We start from the raw sequence: 19,936 nt of genomic DNA on the forward strand, positions 1-19,936 counted from the left end.
CCGTGGCTGCCCGCAACACGGCCCGCAAGCGCGCCTTCCAGATCCTCTTCGAGGGCGACCAGCGCGGCGCCGACGTCCTGACGGTCCTCGCCGACTGGGTCCGGCTCTCCCGGTCCGACACCCGGCAGCCGCCGGTCAGCGAGTACACGATGCAGCTGGTCGAGGGCTACGCGGAACACGCGCGGCGGATCGACGAGCTGATCGCCCAGTACGCGGTCGGCTGGACGCTCGACCGGATGCCGGTCGTGGACCGCAACATCCTGCGGCTGGGCGCGTACGAGCTGATCTGGGTCGACGAGACCCCGGATGCCGTCGTCCTGGACGAGATGGTGCAGCTGGCCAAGGAGTTCTCGACGGACGAGTCGCCCTCGTTCGTGAACGGTCTGCTGGGCCGGCTGAAGGAGCTCAAGCCTTCGCTCCGCCGGGATTAGCCGTCGAAACGAGGGGCGCCGTGGGACTGCGGCAGCCCGGGTGACCTGCGGGTCGTCCGTGGTTGCTCGCGCAGTCCCCCGCGCCCCTCAGGCATGTTCGCGCCCCTGGCACCCCCGAGGCGCCGCCACCGTCGTGAAAAAGCCGCCGGGGTGCCCGGAACCATGAGGTTCCGGGCACCCCGGCGGCACGTTTCTGCTCAGCTGCCGCAGGCGGTCACGCCTCTTCGTGCGTGGCCACCGCGCGGCGGGCGTCGGCGTCCAGGACGCCCCAGCTGATCAGCTGCTCGGTGAGGACCGAGGGGGACTGGTCGTAAATGACGGCGAGCGTGCGCAGGTCGTCCTGGCGGATGGAGAGCACCTTGCCGTTGTAGTCACCGCGCTGGGACTGGATCGTCGCCGCGTAGCGCTGCAGCGGGCCCGCCTTCTCGGCCGGCACGGTGGCCAGCCGCTCCAGGTCGAGAACCAGCTTCGGCGGCGGCTCGGCCGCGCCGCCCGGCGTGGTGCCCGGCAGGAGCTCCTGCACGGGAACGCCATAGAAATCGGCCAGCTCGGCGAGCCGCTGGACGGTCACCGCTCGGTCGCCACGCTCGTAGGACCCGACCACCACGGCCTTCCAGCGCCCCTGGGACTTCTCCTCGACACCGTGGAGGGAAAGGCCCTGCTGGGTGCGGATGGCCCGGAGCTTGGCCCCGAGCTGTTTGGCGTATTCGCTGGACATATAGCTCCCCGGACACTGTGTCGACGCGGCCGGACGGTATTCCCGCCGCGCGGCTGGTAACTCACTGTGAGGTTACGCAGCGTGACTCTCGTGCGTCAAGCCGAATGGTCCACACCGACTCTTCCGTGGTAGTGGCAACCGGTTCCGCCAAGGGGGTGATCGGGGCCCTCGCCAAGACCTGCTACGGTGGATGGCGCAAATCCGACGTCCTTTAAGGTCCGTCCCGTGAGGCGGAGAAGGAGGTCCGTTTCGTATGGACAAGCACGACTCGCCTGCCGATCCGCAGGCGTCCGATGCGCGGCCCGTGCTCGAAGGCCCCGACATCGCGCGGGTACTGACCCGTATCGCCCATGAGATCGTCGAGCGCGCCAAGGGCGCCGACGACGTGGTGCTCCTCGGCATTCCCACCCGGGGCGTCTTCCTCGCCCAGCGGCTCGCCGTCAAGCTGGAGCAGATCACCGACCGCAAGGTGCCGGTCGGCTCGCTCGACATCACCATGTACCGCGACGACCTGCGCATGCACCCCCCGCGTGCGCTGGCCCGCACCGAGATCCCCGGTGACGGCATCGACGGCAAGCTGGTCGTCCTCGTCGACGACGTGCTCTTCTCCGGCCGCACGATCCGCGCCGCCCTCGACGCCCTGAACGACATCGGGCGCCCCCGTGCGGTCCAGCTCGCGGTCCTGGTCGACCGCGGCCACCGCGAACTGCCGATCCGCGCCGACTACGTCGGCAAGAACCTCCCCACGTCGCTGCGGGAGACGGTCAAGGTCCAGCTCGCCGAGGAGGACGGTCGCGACACCGTGCTGCTCGGTGTGAAGGCCGGCCAGTAGCAACTCCGGCGCCGGGCTGCTTCCGCATGCCTGCACATGCGCCGATTTGCCCCACATCTCCTGAATGAACCGCCTTTACGGAGCCTGACAGATGCAGCGTCATCTCATCTCGGCCGCCGACCTCACCCGCGACGACGCCGTCCTGATCCTCGACACCGCCGAGGAGATGGCCCGGGTCGCCGACCGGCCGATCAAGAAGCTGCCGACCCTGCGCGGCCGCACGATCGTCAACCTCTTCTTCGAGGACTCCACCCGCACGCGGATCTCCTTCGAGGCCGCCGAGAAGCGCCTGTCCGCGGACGTCATCAACTTCTCCGCCAAGGGCTCCAGCGTGTCCAAGGGCGAGTCCTTGAAGGACACCGCCCAGACCCTGGAGGCCATGGGCGTCGACGCCGTCGTCATCCGGCACGGCGCCTCCGGAGCCCCGTACCGCCTCGCCAACTCCGGCTGGATCGACGCGGCCGTGATCAACGCCGGTGACGGCACCCACCAGCACCCCACCCAGGCTCTGCTGGACGCCTTCACCATGCGCCGCCGCCTGCTCGGCCGGGACGCCGGCCTCGGCCAGGACCTCAGCGGCAAGCGCATCACCGTGGTCGGCGACGTCCTGCACAGCCGGGTCGCCCGCTCCAACGTCGACCTGCTGCACACCCTCGGCGCCGAGGTCACCCTCGTCGCCCCGCCCACCCTGGTGCCGGTCGGCGTCGAGGCATGGCCGTGCGAGGTGTCGTACGACCTCGACAGCGCGCTGCCCAAGTGCGACGCGGTGATGATGCTCCGCGTCCAGCGCGAGCGGATGAACGCCGCCTTCTTCCCGACCGAGCGCGAGTACTCCCGCCGCTACGGCCTCGATGGCGACCGCATGGCCAGGCTGCCCGAGCACGCCATCGTGATGCACCCCGGCCCGATGGTCCGCGGCATGGAGATCACCGCCGAGGTCGCCGACTCCGACCGCTGCACCGCCGTCGAGCAGGTCGCCAACGGCGTCTCCATCCGGATGGCCGTCCTGTACCTGCTGCTCGGTGGCAACGAGCCCGCCCAGACCCGCACTGAGGAGAAGTAAGACCCATGAGCAAGATCCTGATCCGTGGTGCGAAGGTGCTCGGCGGCGAGCCGCAGGACGTGCTGATCAACGGCGAGGTCATCGAGGCGGTCGGCACCGGCCTGTCCGCCGACGGCGCCGAAGTCGTCGAGGCCGGCGGCAAGGTGCTGCTGCCGGGCCTGGTCGACCTGCACACCCATCTGCGCGAGCCGGGCCGCGAGGACTCCGAGACCGTCCTGACCGGCACCCGCGCGGCGGCGAGCGGCGGCTACACCGCCGTCTTCGCCATGGCCAACACCTTCCCGGTCGCCGACACCGCCGGTGTCGTCGAGCAGGTCTACCGGCTCGGCCAGGAGCACGGCTACTGCGACGTGCAGCCCATCGGCGCGGTCACCGTCGGCCTGGAGGGCAGGAAGCTCGCCGAGCTGGGCGCCATGCACGAGTCGGCCGCCGGCGTCACCGTCTTCTCCGACGACGGCAAGTGCGTGGACGACGCCGTGATCATGCGCCGCGCGCTGGAGTACGTGAAGGCCTTCGGCGGCGTCGTCGCCCAGCACGCCCAGGAGCCCCGGCTGACCGAGGGCGCCCAGATGAACGAGGGCGTCGTCTCCGCCGAACTGGGCCTGGGCGGCTGGCCGGCCGTCGCCGAGGAGTCGATCATCGCCCGGGACGTGCTGCTCGCCGAGCACGTCGGCTCCCGCGTCCACATCTGCCACCTGTCGACCGCCGGCAGCGTCGAGATCGTCCGCTGGGCCAAGTCCCGCGGCATCGACGTCACCGCCGAGGTCACCCCGCACCACCTGCTCCTCACCGACGAGCTGGTGCGCACGTACAACCCGGTCTACAAGGTCAACCCGCCGCTGCGCACCGAGCGCGATGTGCACGCCCTGCGCGCCGCCCTCGCCGACGGCACCATCGACATCGTCGCCACCGACCACGCCCCGCACCCGCACGAGGACAAGGACTGCGAGTGGGCCGCCGCTGCCATGGGCATGGTCGGTCTGGAGACCGCGTTGTCAGTGGTCCAGGAGACCATGGTCGACACGGGCCTGCTGGACTGGGCCGGCGTCGCCGACCGCATGTCCTTCAAGCCCGCGCAGATCGGACAGGCCACCGGGCACGGCCGTCCCGTCTCGGCTGGTGAGCCCGCCAACCTCACCCTCGTCGACACGGAATACCGTGGCCAGGTGGACCCCGCGGGCTTCGCCTCACGCAGCCGCAACACCCCGTACCAGGGGCGTGAGCTGCCGGGCCGTGTGACGCACACGTGGCTGCGGGGCAAGGCCACGCTCGTCGACGGGAAGCTCACGTGACACCTGTAATCCTGCTGGCCGAGGCCAAGCGGTCGGCCGAGGTCACCGACTGGCCGGGCCGCATCGGCTGGCTCGTCGGACTCCTGCTCTTCATCGCGCTCGTCTACTGGCTGATGCGCGAGGGCTGGAAGTGGCGCGGCACCCTCCAGGGCGACCTGCCCAAGCCGCCCAGCGCGCCGGACGAGACCGGCCCGGTGAGACTGAGCATGAGCGGCCGCTACCACGGCTCCACCACCGCCGGGCAGTGGCTGGACCGCATCGTGGCCCACGGCCTGGGCACCCGCAGCCGGGCCGAGCTCACCCTGACCGACCAAGGGCTGGAGGTCGAGCGTCCCGGAGCGAGCGACTTCTTCATCCCGACCGCCGCGCTGCGCGGCGCCCGGCTGGACAAGGGCATCGCCGGCAAGGTCCTCACCGAGGGCGGCCTGCTGGTGGTGACCTGGGCACTCGGCGACAAGCTGATCGACTCCGGCTTCCGCTCCGACCACGCGGCCGAGCACACCGAGTGGGCCGACACCCTGAACCACATGACCAACGACACGGAAGGCGCACGATGACGACCTCCACAAGGGGAGCTGCCAGGGTTCCCGCCGTACTCGTCCTGGAGGACGGCCGCATCTTCCGCGGCCGTGCCTACGGGGCCGTGGGGGAGACCTTCGGCGAGGCCGTGTTCTCCACCGGCATGACCGGCTACCAGGAGACCCTGACCGACCCGTCGTACGACCGCCAGATCGTGGTCGCGACCGCCCCGCAGATCGGCAACACGGGCTGGAACGACGAGGACGACGAGTCGAGCCGCATCTGGGTCTCCGGCTACGTCGTGCGCGACCCCGCGCGCGTGCCGTCCAACTGGCGGGCCAAGCGCTCCCTGGACGACGAGCTGGAGCGGCAGGGCGTGGTCGGCATCTCCGGCATCGACACCCGCGCCCTCACCCGCCACCTGCGCGAGCGCGGTTCCATGCGCGCCGGCGTCTTCTCCGGTGAGGCGATCGCCCCCGAGTCCGAGCTCCTCGCGCGTGTGCAGGCCCAGCCGCACATGAAGGGTGCGAGCCTCTACGAGGAGGTCGCGACCAAGGAGGCGTACGTCGTCCCGGCCGTCGGCGAGAAGAAGTTCACCGTCGCCGCGATCGACCTCGGCATCAAGGGCATGACCCCCCACCGCATGGCCGAGCGCGGCATCGAGGTGCACGTGCTGCCCGCCACCGCCACGGCCGACGAGATCTACGCGGTCGACCCGGACGGCGTGTTCTTCTCCAACGGCCCCGGTGATCCCGCCACGGCCGACGGCCCCGTCGCGCTCATGACCGCCGTCCTGGAGCGGAAGACGCCCCTGTTCGGCATCTGCTTCGGCAACCAGATCCTCGGCCGTGCGCTCGGCTTCGGCACCTACAAGCTGAAGTACGGCCACCGGGGCATCAACCAGCCGGTCCAGGACCGTACGACCGGCAAGGTCGAGGTCACCGCGCACAACCACGGGTTCGCCGTGGACGCGCCGCTCGACAAGGTCAGCGAGACCAAGTTCGGCCGCGCCGAGGTCTCGCACGTCTGCCTGAACGACGACGTCGTGGAGGGGCTGCAGCTGCTCGACCAGCCGGCCTTCTCCGTCCAGTACCACCCCGAAGCGGCTGCGGGCCCGCACGACGCCGCCTACCTGTTCGACCGCTTCGTCACCCTGATGGAGGGCCAGCGTGCCTAAGCGCACCGATATCCAGTCCGTCCTGGTCATCGGCTCCGGCCCGATCGTCATCGGCCAGGCCGCCGAGTTCGACTACTCCGGCACCCAGGCGTGCCGCGTGCTCAAGGCCGAGGGCCTGCGCGTCATCCTGGTGAACTCCAACCCGGCGACGATCATGACCGACCCGGAGATCGCCGACGCCACCTATGTCGAGCCGATCACCCCCGAGTTCGTCGAGAAGATCATCGCCAAGGAGCGCCCCGACGCCCTGCTGCCCACCCTGGGCGGCCAGACGGCGCTGAACACCGCCATCTCGCTGCACGAGAACGGTGTCCTGGAGAAGTACGGCGTCGAGCTGATCGGCGCCAAGCCCGAGGCGATCCACAAGGGCGAGGACCGCGACCTGTTCAAGGAGGTCGTGGAGGAGGTCCGCAAGAAGATCGGCCACGGCGAGTCCGCCCGCTCGGTCATCTGTCACTCCATGGACGACGTCCTCAAGGGCGTCGAGACCCTCGGCGGCTACCCGGTCGTCGTCCGCCCGTCCTTCACCATGGGCGGCGCCGGCTCCGGCTTCGCGCACGACGAGGAGGAGCTGCGCCGCATCGCCGGCCAGGGCCTCACGCTCTCCCCGACCACCGAGGTGCTCCTGGAGGAGTCCATCCTCGGCTGGAAGGAGTACGAGCTGGAGCTGATGCGCGACAAGCACGACAACGTCGTGGTCGTCTGCTCCATCGAGAACTTCGACCCCATGGGCGTCCACACCGGTGACTCGATCACCGTCGCGCCCGCGATGACGCTGACCGACCGCGAGTACCAGATCCTGCGCGACATCGGCATCGCCGTCATCCGCGAGGTCGGCGTCGACACCGGCGGCTGCAACATCCAGTTCGCGGTGAACCCCGAGGACGGTCGTGTGATCGTCATCGAGATGAACCCGCGCGTGTCGCGTTCCTCGGCCCTCGCCTCCAAGGCCACCGGCTTCCCGATCGCCAAGATCGCCGCGAAGCTGGCCGTCGGCTACACCCTGGACGAGATCCCGAACGACATCACCCAGGAGACCCCGGCCTCCTTCGAGCCCACGCTCGACTACGTGGTCGTCAAGGCCCCGCGCTTCGCCTTCGAGAAGTTCCCGCAGGCCGACTCCACGCTGACCACCACCATGAAGTCGGTCGGCGAGGCCATGGCCATCGGCCGCAACTTCCCCGAGGCCTTCCAGAAGGCGCTGCGCTCGCTGGAGAAGAAGGGCAGCCAGTTCACCTTCGTCGGCGAGACGGGCGACAAGGAGACCCTGCTGCGCGAGGCCGTACGGCCCACCGACGGCCGGATCAACACGGTCATGCAGGCGATCCGCGCGGGCGCCACGCCCGAGGAGATCTTCGAGTACACGAAGATCGACCCGTGGTTCGTGGACCAGCTCTTCCTGATCAAGGAGATCGCGGACGAGCTGGCCCAGGCCCCGGAGCTGACCGCCGACCTGCTCGCCGAGGCCAAGCGGCACGGCTTCTCCGACCAGCAGATCGGTGAGATCCGCGGCCTGCGCGAGGACGTCGTGCGCGAGGTCCGGCACGCCCTGGGCATCCGCCCCGTCTACAAGACGGTCGACACCTGCGCCGCAGAGTTCGCCGCGAAGACGCCGTACTTCTACTCGGCCTACGACGAGGAGTCGGAGGTCGCGCCCCGGCAGAAGCCGGCCGTCATCATTCTGGGCTCCGGCCCGAACCGCATCGGCCAGGGCATCGAGTTCGACTACTCCTGCGTCCACGCCTCCTTCGCGCTGTCCGACGCCGGGTACGAGACCGTGATGGTCAACTGCAACCCGGAGACCGTCTCCACCGACTACGACACCTCCGACCGGCTGTACTTCGAGCCGCTGACGCTGGAGGACGTACTGGAGATCGTCCACGCCGAGCAGCAGGCCGGCCCGGTCGCGGGTGTGATCGTGCAGCTGGGCGGGCAGACCCCGCTGGGTCTGTCGCAGGCCCTGAAGGACAACGGCGTGCCGATCGTGGGCACCTCCCCGGAGGCCATCCACGCCGCCGAGGACCGCGGCGCCTTCGGCCGGGTGCTGGCGGAGGCGGGCCTGCCGGCCCCGAAGCACGGCACGGCCACCACCTTCGCCGAGGCCAAGGCCATCGCCGACGAGATCGGCTACCCGGTCCTCGTCCGGCCGTCCTACGTGCTGGGCGGGCGCGGCATGGAGATCGTCTACGACGAGACCCGGCTGGCCGCCTACATCGCCGAGTCGACCGAGATCAGCCCCTCCCGGCCGGTCCTCGTCGACCGCTTCCTGGACGACGCGATCGAGATCGACGTCGACGCCCTCTACGACGGCACCGAGCTGTACCTCGGCGGCGTGATGGAGCACATCGAGGAGGCCGGTATCCACTCCGGCGACTCGGCGTGCGCCCTGCCCCCGATCACCCTGGGCGGCTTCGACATCAAGCGGCTGCGCGCCTCCACCGAGGCCATCGCCCGCGGTGTCGGCGTGCGCGGCCTGATCAACATCCAGTTCGCGATGGCCGGCGACATCCTCTACGTCCTGGAGGCCAACCCGCGCGCCTCCCGTACGGTCCCCTTCACCTCCAAGGCGACCGCGGTGCCGCTCGCGAAGGCCGCCGCCCGGATCTCGCTGGGCGCGACCATCGCCGAGCTCCGTGCCGAGGGCCTGCTTCCGGCGAACGGCGACGGCGGCGAGCTTCCGCTGGACGCGCCGATCTCCGTCAAGGAGGCCGTCATGCCGTGGTCCCGGTTCCGGGACATCCACGGCCGCGGCGTCGACACGGTCCTCGGCCCGGAGATGCGCTCCACCGGTGAGGTCATGGGCATCGACTCCGTCTTCGGCACCGCGTACGCCAAGTCGCAGGCGGGTGCCTACGGCCCGCTGCCCACCAAGGGCCGGGCGTTCATCTCGGTCGCCAACCGCGACAAGCGCTCGATGATCTTCCCGGCGCGTGAGCTGGTCGCCCACGGCTTCGAGCTGCTCGCCACCTCCGGCACCGCCGAGGTCCTCAAGCGCAACGGCATCCACGCCGCCGTGGTGCGCAAGCAGTCCGAGGGCACCGGCCCGAACGGTGAGAAGACCATCGTCCAGCTGATCCACGACGGGGAGGTCGACCTGATCGTCAACACCCCGTACGGCACCGGCGGCCGTCTGGACGGCTACGACATCCGCACCGCCGCGGTCGCCCGCTCCGTGCCGTGCCTGACCACCGTTCAGGCGCTCGCCGCGGCGGTCCAGGGCATCGACGCCCTCAACCACGGCGACGTCGGCGTCCGCTCCCTCCAGGAACACGCCGAACACCTGACCGCGGCCCGCGACTAGCAGCCCTTGAGGGGGACACCGGAAACGGTGTCCCCCTCTTCATGAGGACACAGAGACATGTACGAGCTTTTCTTCCGTCTGGTTTTCAAACGGATGGACCCCGAGAAGGCCCACTATCTGGCCTTCCGCTGGATCCGCCTCGCCGTCCGCATCCCCGTGCTGCGCACCTTCGTCGCGGCCGCCCTCGCGCCCCGCTACAAGGAGCTGCGCACGGAGGCCTTCGGGCTGCGCATGCACGGCCCCTTCGGGCTCGCCGCCGGCTTCGACAAGAACGCCGTCGCGATCGACGGGATGTCGATGCTGGGCTTCGACCACGTCGAGATCGGCACGGTCACCGGCGATCCGCAGCCCGGCAACCCGAAGAAGCGGCTGTTCCGGCTCGTCGCGGACCGCGCGCTGATCAACCGCATGGGCTTCAACAACGACGGCTCGCTGGCCGTCGCCGCCCGCCTCGCGACCCGTGAGCCCGTCTTCAAGACCGTCGTCGGCGTCAACATCGGCAAGACGAAGGTCGTCCCGGAGGCGGAGGCCGTCGGCGACTACGTGAAGTCCGCCGAGCGCCTCGCCCCGTACGCGGACTACCTGGTCGTGAACGTCTCCTCGCCGAACACGCCCGGCCTGCGCAACCTGCAGGCCACCGAGGCCCTGCGCCCGCTGCTGAGCGCCGTCCGCGAGGCCGCCGACCGCACGGTCGCGAACCGGCGCGTCCCGCTGCTGGTGAAGATCGCCCCGGACCTCGCCGACGAGGACATCGACGCCGTCGCCGACCTGGCCGTGGAGCTGGGCCTGGACGGCATCATCGCCACCAACACCACCATCGCCCGCGACGGCCTCGGCCTGAAGTCGGCACCTTCGCTGGTGAAGGAGACCGGCGGCCTGTCCGGCGCCCCGCTGAAGGCGCGTTCCCTGGAGGTCCTGCGCCGTCTGTACGCCCGCGTGGGCGACCGGATCACGCTGGTGGGGGTGGGCGGCATCGAGACCGCCGAGGACGCCTGGCAGCGCATCCTGGCGGGCGCCACGCTGGTCCAGGGGTACAGCGCCTTCATCTACGAGGGCCCCTTCTGGGCCCGTGCGATCCACAAGGGCCTCGCCGCCCGCCTGCGCACCAGTCCGTACGCCACCCTCGCCGACGCGGTCGGCGCCGACGTGAGGAAGCCCCGATGACCAGCATGAGCCCGGTGGAGCCCTTCGGCGCGCGGCTGCGCCGCGCCATGGACGAGCGCGGCCCGCTGTGCGTCGGCATCGACCCGCACGCCTCGCTCCTCGCGGAGTGGGGTCTGAACGACGACGTGGCCGGGCTGGAGCGGTTCAGCCGCACGGTCGTCGAGGCGGTGGCCGACCGGGTCGCCGTGCTGAAGCCGCAGAGCGCCTTCTTCGAGCGCTTCGGCTCCCGCGGTGTCGCCGTCCTGGAGACGATCGTCCAGGAGGCGCGCGCGGCCGGCACCCTCGTCCTGATGGACGCCAAGCGCGGCGACATCGGCTCGACCATGGCCGGGTACGCCGAGGCCTACCTGCACAAGGACGCCCCGCTGTTCTGCGACGCCCTGACCGTCTCGCCGTACCTGGGCTACGGCTCGCTCAGCCCGGCCGTCGCGCTGGCCCGGGAGAGCGGCGCCGGCCTGTTCGTGCTGGCGCTCACCTCGAACCCGGAGGGCCCCGAGGTCCAGCACGCCGTCCGCGCCGACGGCCGCACCGTGGGCGCGACCATGCTGGCCCACCTGGCCGCCGAGAACGCGGGGGAGGAGCCGCTGGGCTCCTTCGGTGCCGTCGTCGGCGCCACGGTCGGTGACCTGTCGTCGTACGACCTGGCCATCAACGGTCCGCTGCTCGCGCCCGGCGTCGGCGCGCAGGGCGCGACGCCGGCCGATCTTCCGAAGGTGTTCGGGTCGGCGCTGCGCAACGTCGTGCCGAACGTCAGCCGGGGTGTGCTGCGGGAGGGTCCCGACGCGGGGGCGCTGCGTGCGGCCGCCGAGCGCTTCGCGGAGGAGATCCAGGCCGCCGTCGCGGGCGCCTGAGTCCTCCGATGTGCGCTCCGGCGAGCGGTGTCCCGGCGACTTGAGTGTGAATACATCCTCAAATCGAGGGCATTATGTCGGAAATGTCCGGCCTGGCGGAGGCTGACCAGGACTTTTCCGCTGTTCTCGCTGACTCTGGCGGACTTGACCGCTAGTCTCCGAGCTGTGGGGACACCCCCACACCCATTAGGTAGTGGGGGAGAACGGGCGAAGCGTGTTGCTCGTGGCTCCCCAGGTGTGGGGCGACTAGGTTCCTCACCGGTCCGTATCCGACAGTTCGACATCCGAGGTGACGTAGGCGTGGCTCTTCCGCCCCTTACCCCCGAACAGCGCGCAGCCGCGCTCGAAAAGGCCGCCGCGGCTCGCCGGGAGCGGGCCGAGGTCAAGAATCGACTCAAGCACTCCGGCGCCTCCCTGCACGAGGTCATCAAGCAGGGCCAGGAGAACGACGTCATCGGCAAGATGAAGGTCTCCGCGCTGCTCGAGTCCCTGCCGGGCGTGGGCAAGGTCCGCGCCAAGCAGATCATGGAGCGTCTGGGCATCTCCGAGAGCCGCCGCGTGCGTGGTCTCGGTTCCAACCAGATCGCTTCCCTGGAGCGTGAGTTCGGCAGCACCGGCTCCTGAGTCCGGGCCCGCGCCGGACCGGGAGTCCCGGGCACTCCGGGATTACTGGAATAATCGCTGCATGAGTGAACGTCCGCGGCTGACCGTGCTCTCCGGCCCCTCGGGGGTCGGCAAGAGCACGGTCGTCGCCCATATGCGCAAGGAACACCCCGAGGTCTGGCTCTCGGTGTCGGCCACCACCCGCACGCCCCGCCCCGGCGAGCAGCACGGAGTCCACTACTTCTTCGTCACCGACGAGGAGATGGACAAGCTGATCGCCAACGGCGAGCTGCTGGAGTGGGCCGAGTTCGCCGGCAACCGCTACGGCACGCCCCGAGCGGCCGTGCTGGAGCGGCTGGAGAAGGGTGAGCCGGTGCTGCTGGAGATCGATCTCCAGGGCGCCCGGCAGGTCCGGGAGTCGATGTCCGAGGCTCGTCTGGTGTTCCTGGCTCCGCCCTCCTGGGAGGAGCTGGTGCGCAGGCTGACCGGCCGGGGCACCGAGCCGCCCGAGGTCATCGAGCGCCGCCTGGAGGCGGCCAGGACCGAGCTGGCGGCCGAGCCGGAGTTCGATACGACCTTGGTCAACACCTCCGTCGAGGACGTGGCGCGCGAGCTGCTAGCCTTGATGGACGTTGTGTGATCGTGACTGATCTTTTTCCCTCTTTCGGAAGGTAGAGCGTGTCCTCTTCCATCACCGCGCCCGAGGGCATCATCAACCCGCCGATCGACGAGTTGCTTGAGGCCACCGATTCGAAGTACAGCCTCGTGATCTACGCCGCCAAGCGGGCCCGTCAGATCAACGCGTACTACTCGCAGCTCGGCGAGGGCCTCCTCGAGTACGTCGGTCCGCTCGTCGACACCCACGTCCACGAGAAGCCGCTCTCGATCGCCCTGCGCGAGATCAACGCCGGTCTGCTGACCTCCGAGGCCGTCGAGGGCCCCGCCCAGTAGCACCACGCAGGAGTACTTTCAGACTGCGGTTGATTTGTCCACAGGCCCGGCAGCGCGACTGCCGGGCCTGTGGTGTCTCATGGGTGTGCCAGGTTTTCGAGTCCGGGGAGAGACGGTGGACAAGCCGAAGGTCGTTCTGGGGGTCAGCGGCGGCATCGCCGCCTACAAGGCCTGTGAGCTGCTGAGAAGGCTCACCGAGTCGGGCCATGACGTCCGCGTGGTGCCCACCGCCTCCGCGCTGCACTTCGTCGGGGCCGCGACCTGGTCCGCCCTGTCCGGCAACCCGGTCTCGACGGAGGTCTGGGACGACGTCCACGAGGTCCCGCACGTGCGCATCGGCCAGCACGCCGACCTGGTGGTCGTCGCGCCTGCCACGGCCGACATGCTCGCCAAGGCCGCCCACGGCCTCGCCGACGACCTGCTCACCAACACGCTGCTCACCGCCCGATGTCCGGTCGTCTTCGCGCCCGCCATGCACACCGAGATGTGGGAGCACCCGGCCACCCAGGAGAACGTGGCCACGCTCCGCCGCCGCGGCGCCGTCGTCATCGACCCCGCCGTCGGCCGCCTCACCGGCGTCGACACCGGCAAGGGCCGGCTGCCCGACCCGGCGGAGATCTTCGAGGTCTGCCGCCGGGTGCTGGCCCGGGGCGTCACCGAGCCCGACCTCAAGGGACGGCACGTCGTCGTCTCCGCGGGCGGCACCCGCGAGCCACTCGACCCGGTCCGCTTCCTCGGCAACCGCTCCTCCGGCAAGCAGGGCTACGCCCTCGCCCGCACCGCCGCCGCGCGCGGCGCCCGGGTCACGCTGATCGCGGCCAACACCGGCCTGCCCGACCCGGCGGGCGTGGACGTCGTACCGGTCGGCACGGCCGTCCAGCTGCGTGAGGCCGTGCTGAAGGCGGCGGCGGACGCCGACGCGGTCGTCATGGCCGCCGCGGTCGCCGACTTCCGTCCGGCGGTCTACGCCTCCGGCAAGATCAAGAAGAAGGACGGCCAGGACCCCGACCCGATCGTCCTGGTGCGGAATCCGGACATTCTCGCGGAGGTTTCGGCCGACCGGGCGCGGCCCGAACAGGTGGTCGTGGGCTTCGCCGCCGAGACCGACGACGTCCTCGCCAACGGCCGCGCCAAGCTCGCCCGAAAGGGCTGTGACCTGCTCGTGGTCAACGAGGTGGGGGAGCGCAAGACCTTCGGTTCCGAGGAGAACGAGGCCGTGGTGCTGGGCGCCGACGGCAGCGAGACACCGGTGCCGCACGGCCCCAAGGAGGCCCTGGCCGACATCGTCTGGGATCTGGTGGTACGGCGGCTCGGGTGACGTACGGACCCCGGATGCCTGGTTGACGGAGCGCCCGGGGACCGATCAAATCGGGTGCGGCGGTACCTGGCCATCGCCGCCCGGCATTGGGCAGAATGCCCGTGCCGCAGGTCACAGCGCTCCCGAGAGGCGAGACACGTGCCCCATCGGCCGAGTGCGACCGATAAACTGTTCACGGTCGACGCCGGGCGCAGCCCCGCGCGTCGCCGCAAATGATCAGCCAGCAGCCGCTGCAACCACAGGGAGCGTTGTGTCCCGTCGCCTGTTCACCTCGGAGTCCGTGACCGAGGGTCACCCCGACAAGATCGCTGACCAGATCAGCGACACCATTCTCGACGCGCTTCTGCGCGAGGACCCGACCTCCCGGGTCGCCGTCGAGACGCTGATCACCACCGGCCTGGTGCACGTGGCCGGCGAGGTGACGACCAAGGCCTACGCGGACATCGCGACCCTGGTCCGCAACAAGATCCTCGAGATCGGCTACGACTCCTCCAAGAAGGGCTTCGACGGAGCTTCCTGCGGCGTGTCGGTGTCCATCGGCGCGCAGTCCCCGGACATCGCCCAGGGTGTCGACACGGCGTACGAGTCCCGGGTCGAGGGCGACGACGACGAGCTGGACAAGCAGGGCGCCGGCGACCAGGGCCTGATGTTCGGCTACGCGTCCGACGAGACACCGACCCTGATGCCGCTGCCGATCTTCCTGGCGCACCGCCTGTCGAAGCGCCTGTCGGAGGTCCGCAAGAACGGCACCATCCCCTACCTGCGCCCGGACGGCAAGACGCAGGTCACCATCGAGTACGACGGCGACAAGGCCGTACGCCTCGACACGGTCGTCGTCTCCTCGCAGCACGCCTCCGACATCGACCTGGAGTCGCTGCTCGCCCCCGACATCCGCGAGTTCGTCGTGGAGCCGGAGCTGAAGGCGCTCCTGGAGGACGGCATCAAGCTGGACACCGAGGGCTACCGCCTGCTGGTCAACCCGACCGGCCGCTTCGAGATCGGCGGCCCGATGGGCGACGCCGGCCTGACCGGCCGCAAGATCATCATCGACACCTACGGTGGCATGGCCCGGCACGGCGGCGGCGCCTTCTCCGGCAAGGACCCGTCCAAGGTCGACCGCTCCGCCGCGTACGCGATGCGCTGGGTCGCCAAGAACGTGGTGGCGGCGGGCCTGGCCTCCCGCTGTGAGGTACAGGTCGCCTACGCGATCGGCAAGGCCGAGCCGGTCGGTCTGTTCGTGGAGACCTTCGGCACGGCCAAGGTCGAGGCCGAGAAGATCGAGAAGGCGATCGACGAGGTCTTCGACCTCCGTCCGGCCGCGATCATCCGCGACCTGGACCTGCTCCGCCCGATCTACGCCCAGACGGCGGCCTACGGCCACTTCGGCCGCGAGCTGCCCGACTTCACCTGGGAGCGCACGGACCGCGTGGACGCCCTGCGCCAGGCCGTGGGCCTGTAAGCCAGTCCACTCTGCTCGCCGAGGCCCGGTCTCCCCATCGCGGGGGCCGGGCCTCGGCGTGCTCCCAACGGCTCCAGCGGCTTCGGTCCAGGCCCGGTCACGGCCGAGAGCCCAGGCCCGCCAGGTATCCGCCGGCAGGCCCCGTTGTCCGTGCCGTTTGGTAAGAATGCAAGCGTGAGCAGCGAGAACGGGGCGTCCCGGGCAGCAGGGGACGGCGGGGCCGCAGGGGCGCCGCCGGAGCAGCTCGCGCTCATTCGGGAGAGCGTGCGCCAGGCCAAGACGCCCCGCGCCAAGCCGCGGACCTGGCGGGGAGCCGCGCTCGCCAAGGAGCTGCCGGTCGCACGGGTCCTGGTCGACAAGGGCGTACTGCACCTCGACCGGTACTTCGACTACGCGGTGCCCGAGGAGCTGGACGAGCAGGCGCAGCCCGGCGTGCGGGTGCGGGTGCGGTTCGGGGCCGGGCGCGGCCGGGTGCGCGAGGGGCGCCGCGAAGGCGGCGGACTCATCGACGGCTTCCTCGTCGAGCGGCGGGCCGAGTCCGACTACTCGGGGCCGCTGGCCGCCCTCGCCCAGGTCGTCTCGCCGGAGCCGGTGCTGAGCGAGGAGCTGCTCGGCCTCGCACGGGCCGTGGCCGACCGATACGCCGGCAGCCTCGCCGATGTGCTCCAGCTGGCCGTGCCACCCCGCAGCGCGCGAGCCGAACAGCGGCCGTCGCCCGCGCCACTGCCGCCGCCCAAGGCCCCCGAGACGGCCTCCTGGCTGCGGTATGAGCACGGGCCGGCGTTCCTGGAGGCGCTGGCCGCCGGAGGGTCGCCCAGGGCGGTCTGGAACGCACTGCCGGGTCCCCTGTGGAGCGAGGAACTGGCCCGCGCCGTCGCCGCCACGCTCGCCTCCGGACGCGGCGCCCTCGTCGTCGTACCGGACGGGCGGGCCGCCGCGCGGGTCGACGCCGCCCTCACCGCACTGCTCGGCGCGGGCCGGCACGCGCTGCTCACGGCCGACGCCGGGCCCGAGAAGCGGTACGGACAGTGGCTCGCGGTGCGACGGGGGTCCGTACGGGCCGTGGTCGGGACGCGGGCGGCCATGTTCGCGCCCGTACAGGACCTCGGCCTCGTCGCCATCTGGGACGACGGCGACGACAGCCACAGCGAGCAGCACGCCCCGCAGCCGCACGCGCGCGACGTGCTGCTGCTGCGCGCCGCGCTGGACAAGTGCGCCTTCCTGCTGGGCGGATTCGCCTGCACCGTCGAGGCCGCCCAGCTCGTCGAGAACGGCTGGGCCCGGCCGCTGGTCGCCGGGCGGGAGCAGGTGCGTCGGGCCGTGCCCCTGGTCCGCACGGTCGGGGACGACGACCTCGCGCGCGACGAGGCCGCGCGTGCCGCCCGGCTGCCCACCCTCGCCTGGCAGGCGGCCCGCGAGGGGCTGCGGCACGGTCCGGTGCTGGTGCAGGTGCCCCGACGCGGTTACGCACCGCGGATGGCCTGCGCCCAGTGCCGGGCGCCCGCCAGGTGCCGGCACTGCGCAGGGCCGCTGCAGGGGCAGGACGCGGGGGTGCTGCGGTGCGCCTGGTGCGGGCGCGAGGAGAGCGCCTGGCACTGTCCGGAGTGCGGCGGCTTCCGGCTGCGGGCCCAGGTCGTGGGGGCACGGCGGACGGCCGAGGAGCTGGGGCGCGCCTTTCCCGCCGTCCCGGTGCGCACCTCGGGACGGGAACACGTGCTGGACACGGTGCCGGGCACGCCCGCGCTGGTCGTGAGCACACCGGGTGCCGAACCGGTCGCCGAGGGCGGCTACGCGGCGGCCCTCCTCCTGGACGGCTGGGCCATGCTCGTACGCCCCGACCTGCGGGCCGGTGAGGACGCGCTGCGCCGGTGGATCGCGGCGGGATCGCTGGTGCGGCCGCAGAGCGAGGGGGGCACGGTGGTCGTGGTGGCCGAGCCGACCCTGCGGCCCGTGCAGGCGCTGGTGCGCTGGGACCCCGTCGGGCACGCGGTGCGGGAGCTGGCGGAGCGGGCCGAGCTGGGCTTCCCGCCGGTGTCCCGGATGGCGGCGGTGTCGGGGCCGCCCGCGGCCGTCGCCGAGTTCCTGTCCTCGGTCGAACTGCCGCAGGATGCGGAGGTGTTGGGGCCGGTGCCGATGCCGCCGACGCCGCCCGGCAGTCCTCGCAGGCCCGGAGCACCGCCGCCGGGTGAGCACTGGGACCGGGCGCTGGTGCGCGTGCCGCCGGGCAGCGGGGCCGCGCTGGCTTCCGCCCTCAAGGCGGCCCAGGCCGCTCGCATGGCACGGGGGAGCGGGGAGGCGGTACGGGTACGGATCGATCCGGCGGACATCGGGTGAGGGGATCGGGCGAGGGAATCGGGTGGGGGAGTCGGTGGGGGAAGCGATTGCCCCTGCCGCACCCTCGGCATCCGGTCGCGCCCTCCGCATCCGGTTGCGCCCTCCCCATGTGTGTCTGCCCTCCCGGACTCTCTCCAGGGAGGGCAGGGGCAGGACGGTCAGCCGTTGCGCGGGCTCGGGAAAGCCGTCGGGCGGGCTTCGTCGCGCAGGGCCGGGCTGCCCGCGGTCGGCTGCGTGGGCATCGAGCGGGCCGCGGGGACAGTGGGCAGGCCGGTGTTCACATTGACCGTGCGGGTACCGGACGGCTCCGGGGTCCGTTCCGCCTCGGCGGCCGCCTGGGCCGCGGCGCGGCGCGCGCCGTAACGGCGGTGCACCGCCTGCTTGGTGACTCCGAGCGCGGAGCCCACCGCGTCCCACGAGAAGCCCAGCGAGCGGTCGAAGTCCACGGCGGCCGTGACCAGGGTTTCGACACTGTCCCGGAGTTCCTGGGCGAGGCGCACCGTCGGGGCGGGAGCGCGTCCGTAGACGACGAAGCCCGTGGAAGGGCCGGAGCGGCGCGGGCGGTAGACGTTGCCCAGCTGGGCGGTGAGCGTGCGCAGCGCGTCCACCTGCCGGCGGACCCGCTCGATGTCCCGCACCAGCAAGTGCAGGCTGGCCCGGGCCTGGGCGTCGTGGGTGGCGTGGTCGGCCATGAACAAGCCTCTCGAACCGGCGTTGAAAGGAATCGGGCCGTGAAAAGGCCCTATGTGGTCAACTCTTTCTTGACCAACGCGTGTGTGCTCCACGGGTCACGGGGTGGGGGCGTACGGGCATATGCGCACGCCGGGCGGTCGGGTGTGCGCCCGGCCGAGAGGCTGGACGGCCCAGGGCGTTGCTCGCCGTCGGCGGCCGGCCGTTCGTGGTCGTTCGGCCGTTCGTGGTCATGGATTCGTGGTCATAGACTGGTGCGCTGCCCGTCAACCCCCGCCCGAGAGGCCCGATCCCGCCCATGAAGCTCGTCTTCGCCGGTACCCCCGAGGTCGCCGTTCCCGCTCTGGACGCCCTGATCGCTTCCGGGCGGCACGAGGTGGCCGCCGTCGTCACGCGGCCCGACGCGCCGGCCGGGCGCGGGCGCAGGCTGGTCGCGTCGCCCGTGGCCGAGCGCGCGGAGGAGGCCGGGATCGAGGTGCTGAAGCCGCTCAGGCCGCGGGACCCGGAGTTCCTGGAGCGGCTGAAGGAGATCGCCCCGGACTGCTGCCCGGTCGTCGCCTACGGCGCCCTGCTGCCCAAGGCCGCCCTCGACATCCCGGCCCACGGCTGGGTCAACCTGCACTTCTCGCTGCTGCCCGCCTGGCGCGGGGCGGCACCGGTGCAGCACGCCATCATGGCGGGCGACGAGATCACCGGCGCGTCCACCTTCCTCATCGAGGAAGGGCTCGACTCGGGGCCGGTGTACGGCACGGTCACCGAGGAGATCCGGTCCACGGACACCAGCGGCGATCTGCTGACCCGGCTCGCCTTCGCCGGTGCGGGGCTGCTCGCCGCGACCATGGACGGCATCGAGGACGGTGCCCTGAAGGCCGTACCGCAGCCGGCCGAGGGCATCACCGTCGCGCCGAAGATCACCGTCGAGGACGCCCAGGTGGACTGGGCCGCGCCCGCGCTGCGCGTCGACCGGGTCGTGCGCGGCTGCACGCCGTCGCCCGGCGCCTGGACCACCTTCCGCGGCGAGCGGCTCAAGCTCATCCAGGTCACGCCCGCGCCCGAGCGCACGGACCTCGCGCCGGGGCGGATGGCGGTCGGCAAGAACAGCGTGCACGTCGGCACCGGTTCGTACGCCGTCGAGCTGCTCTGGGTGCAGGCGCAGGGCAAGAAGCCGATGCGCGCCGCCGACTGGGCCCGCGGCGTGCGCATCGCGGAGAGCGAGACGCTCGGCGGCTGAGC

The 19,936-nt window shown here is 71.3% G+C and carries 18 protein-coding genes; 16 read left to right on the forward strand and 2 right to left on the reverse strand.

Going from position 1 to position 19,936, the window contains the following annotated elements; all coding sequences use genetic code 11:
* The first annotated feature begins 2 nt into the window (after window positions 1-2).
* A complete protein-coding gene (gene nusB / locus ACIGXP_RS24155; protein ID WP_399771377.1) occupies window positions 3-431 on the forward strand; it encodes a transcription antitermination factor NusB in 429 nt (142 codons plus the stop codon).
* A 214-nt stretch (window positions 432-645) separates the two neighbouring features.
* Here nusB and bldD read toward each other — a convergent pair whose 3' ends face one another.
* Window positions 646-1,149, reverse strand: coding sequence for a transcriptional regulator BldD (bldD, locus tag ACIGXP_RS24160; protein ID WP_014671524.1), 504 nt, complete (start codon window positions 1,147-1,149; stop codon window positions 646-648).
* A gap of 253 nt (window positions 1,150-1,402) precedes the next feature.
* Between bldD and pyrR the strand changes: the two genes are divergently transcribed.
* The 14 genes from pyrR (at window position 1,403) to ACIGXP_RS24230 (ending at window position 18,013) form a co-directional block, all read left to right on the forward strand.
* On the forward strand, window positions 1,403-1,981 hold the full coding sequence (gene pyrR, locus ACIGXP_RS24165) for a bifunctional pyr operon transcriptional regulator/uracil phosphoribosyltransferase PyrR (RefSeq protein ID WP_363218912.1): 579 nt from the start codon (window positions 1,403-1,405) through the stop codon (window positions 1,979-1,981).
* 91 nt (window positions 1,982-2,072) lie between these two features.
* On the forward strand, window positions 2,073-3,044 hold the full coding sequence (locus ACIGXP_RS24170) for an aspartate carbamoyltransferase catalytic subunit (protein ID WP_363218913.1): 972 nt from the start codon (window positions 2,073-2,075) through the stop codon (window positions 3,042-3,044).
* A 5-nt stretch (window positions 3,045-3,049) separates the two neighbouring features.
* Complete coding sequence (locus ACIGXP_RS24175) at window positions 3,050-4,336, forward strand: dihydroorotase (RefSeq protein ID WP_363218914.1); 1,287 nt, start codon at window positions 3,050-3,052, stop codon at window positions 4,334-4,336.
* Window positions 4,333-4,893 (forward strand): hypothetical protein, encoded by a 561-nt coding sequence (locus tag ACIGXP_RS24180; RefSeq protein WP_363218915.1) that lies wholly within the window; start codon window positions 4,333-4,335, stop codon window positions 4,891-4,893. Before ACIGXP_RS24175 ends, ACIGXP_RS24180 begins: the two co-directional genes overlap by 4 nt.
* A complete protein-coding gene (gene carA / locus ACIGXP_RS24185) occupies window positions 4,890-6,032 on the forward strand; it encodes a glutamine-hydrolyzing carbamoyl-phosphate synthase small subunit (protein WP_399771382.1) in 1,143 nt (380 codons plus the stop codon). The genes ACIGXP_RS24180 and carA overlap by 4 nt, the downstream gene beginning before the upstream one ends.
* A complete protein-coding gene (gene carB / locus ACIGXP_RS24190) occupies window positions 6,025-9,333 on the forward strand; it encodes a carbamoyl-phosphate synthase large subunit (protein WP_363218917.1) in 3,309 nt (1,102 codons plus the stop codon). The genes carA and carB overlap by 8 nt, the downstream gene beginning before the upstream one ends.
* A 57-nt stretch (window positions 9,334-9,390) precedes the next feature.
* Window positions 9,391-10,497 (forward strand): quinone-dependent dihydroorotate dehydrogenase, encoded by a 1,107-nt coding sequence (locus tag ACIGXP_RS24195; protein WP_399771386.1) that lies wholly within the window; start codon window positions 9,391-9,393, stop codon window positions 10,495-10,497.
* 5 nt (window positions 10,498-10,502) lie between these two features.
* Window positions 10,503-11,348, forward strand: a complete 846-nt coding sequence (gene pyrF, locus ACIGXP_RS24200) for an orotidine-5'-phosphate decarboxylase (protein WP_399771583.1) — start codon at window positions 10,503-10,505, stop codon at window positions 11,346-11,348.
* 300 nt (window positions 11,349-11,648) lie between these two features.
* Window positions 11,649-11,972 carry an integration host factor gene (locus ACIGXP_RS24205; protein ID WP_003977346.1) on the forward strand — a complete coding sequence of 108 codons (324 nt, stop codon included), beginning with the start codon at window positions 11,649-11,651 and terminating at the stop codon, window positions 11,970-11,972.
* A 61-nt stretch (window positions 11,973-12,033) separates the two neighbouring features.
* A complete protein-coding gene (gmk, locus tag ACIGXP_RS24210; protein WP_363218919.1) occupies window positions 12,034-12,591 on the forward strand; it encodes a guanylate kinase in 558 nt (185 codons plus the stop codon).
* 38 nt (window positions 12,592-12,629) lie between these two features.
* On the forward strand, window positions 12,630-12,902 hold the full coding sequence (gene rpoZ / locus ACIGXP_RS24215; protein ID WP_003982715.1) for a DNA-directed RNA polymerase subunit omega: 273 nt from the start codon (window positions 12,630-12,632) through the stop codon (window positions 12,900-12,902).
* Between the two features lie 115 nt (window positions 12,903-13,017).
* Complete coding sequence (coaBC, locus tag ACIGXP_RS24220; protein ID WP_399771390.1) at window positions 13,018-14,220, forward strand: bifunctional phosphopantothenoylcysteine decarboxylase/phosphopantothenate--cysteine ligase CoaBC; 1,203 nt, start codon at window positions 13,018-13,020, stop codon at window positions 14,218-14,220.
* Window positions 14,221-14,470: 250 nt separating this feature from the next.
* Window positions 14,471-15,679, forward strand: a complete 1,209-nt coding sequence (gene metK, locus ACIGXP_RS24225) for a methionine adenosyltransferase (RefSeq protein WP_399771392.1) — start codon at window positions 14,471-14,473, stop codon at window positions 15,677-15,679.
* Window positions 15,680-15,853: 174 nt separating this feature from the next.
* Window positions 15,854-18,013, forward strand: coding sequence for a primosomal protein N' (locus ACIGXP_RS24230; protein ID WP_399771395.1), 2,160 nt, complete (start codon window positions 15,854-15,856; stop codon window positions 18,011-18,013).
* Between the two features lie 158 nt (window positions 18,014-18,171).
* Here ACIGXP_RS24230 and ACIGXP_RS24235 read toward each other — a convergent pair whose 3' ends face one another.
* A complete protein-coding gene (locus ACIGXP_RS24235) occupies window positions 18,172-18,705 on the reverse strand; it encodes a hypothetical protein (RefSeq protein WP_363219926.1) in 534 nt (177 codons plus the stop codon).
* Window positions 18,706-19,001: 296 nt separating this feature from the next.
* Between ACIGXP_RS24235 and fmt the strand changes: the two genes are divergently transcribed.
* Entirely contained in the window at window positions 19,002-19,934 is a 933-nt protein-coding gene (gene fmt / locus ACIGXP_RS24240) for a methionyl-tRNA formyltransferase (RefSeq protein WP_363219924.1), read from the forward strand.
* Window positions 19,935-19,936 lie beyond the last annotated feature (2 nt).

This window comes from Streptomyces sp. NPDC053069 (assembly GCF_044546895.1).
Taxonomy (GTDB): Bacteria; Actinomycetota; Actinomycetes; order Streptomycetales; family Streptomycetaceae; genus Streptomyces.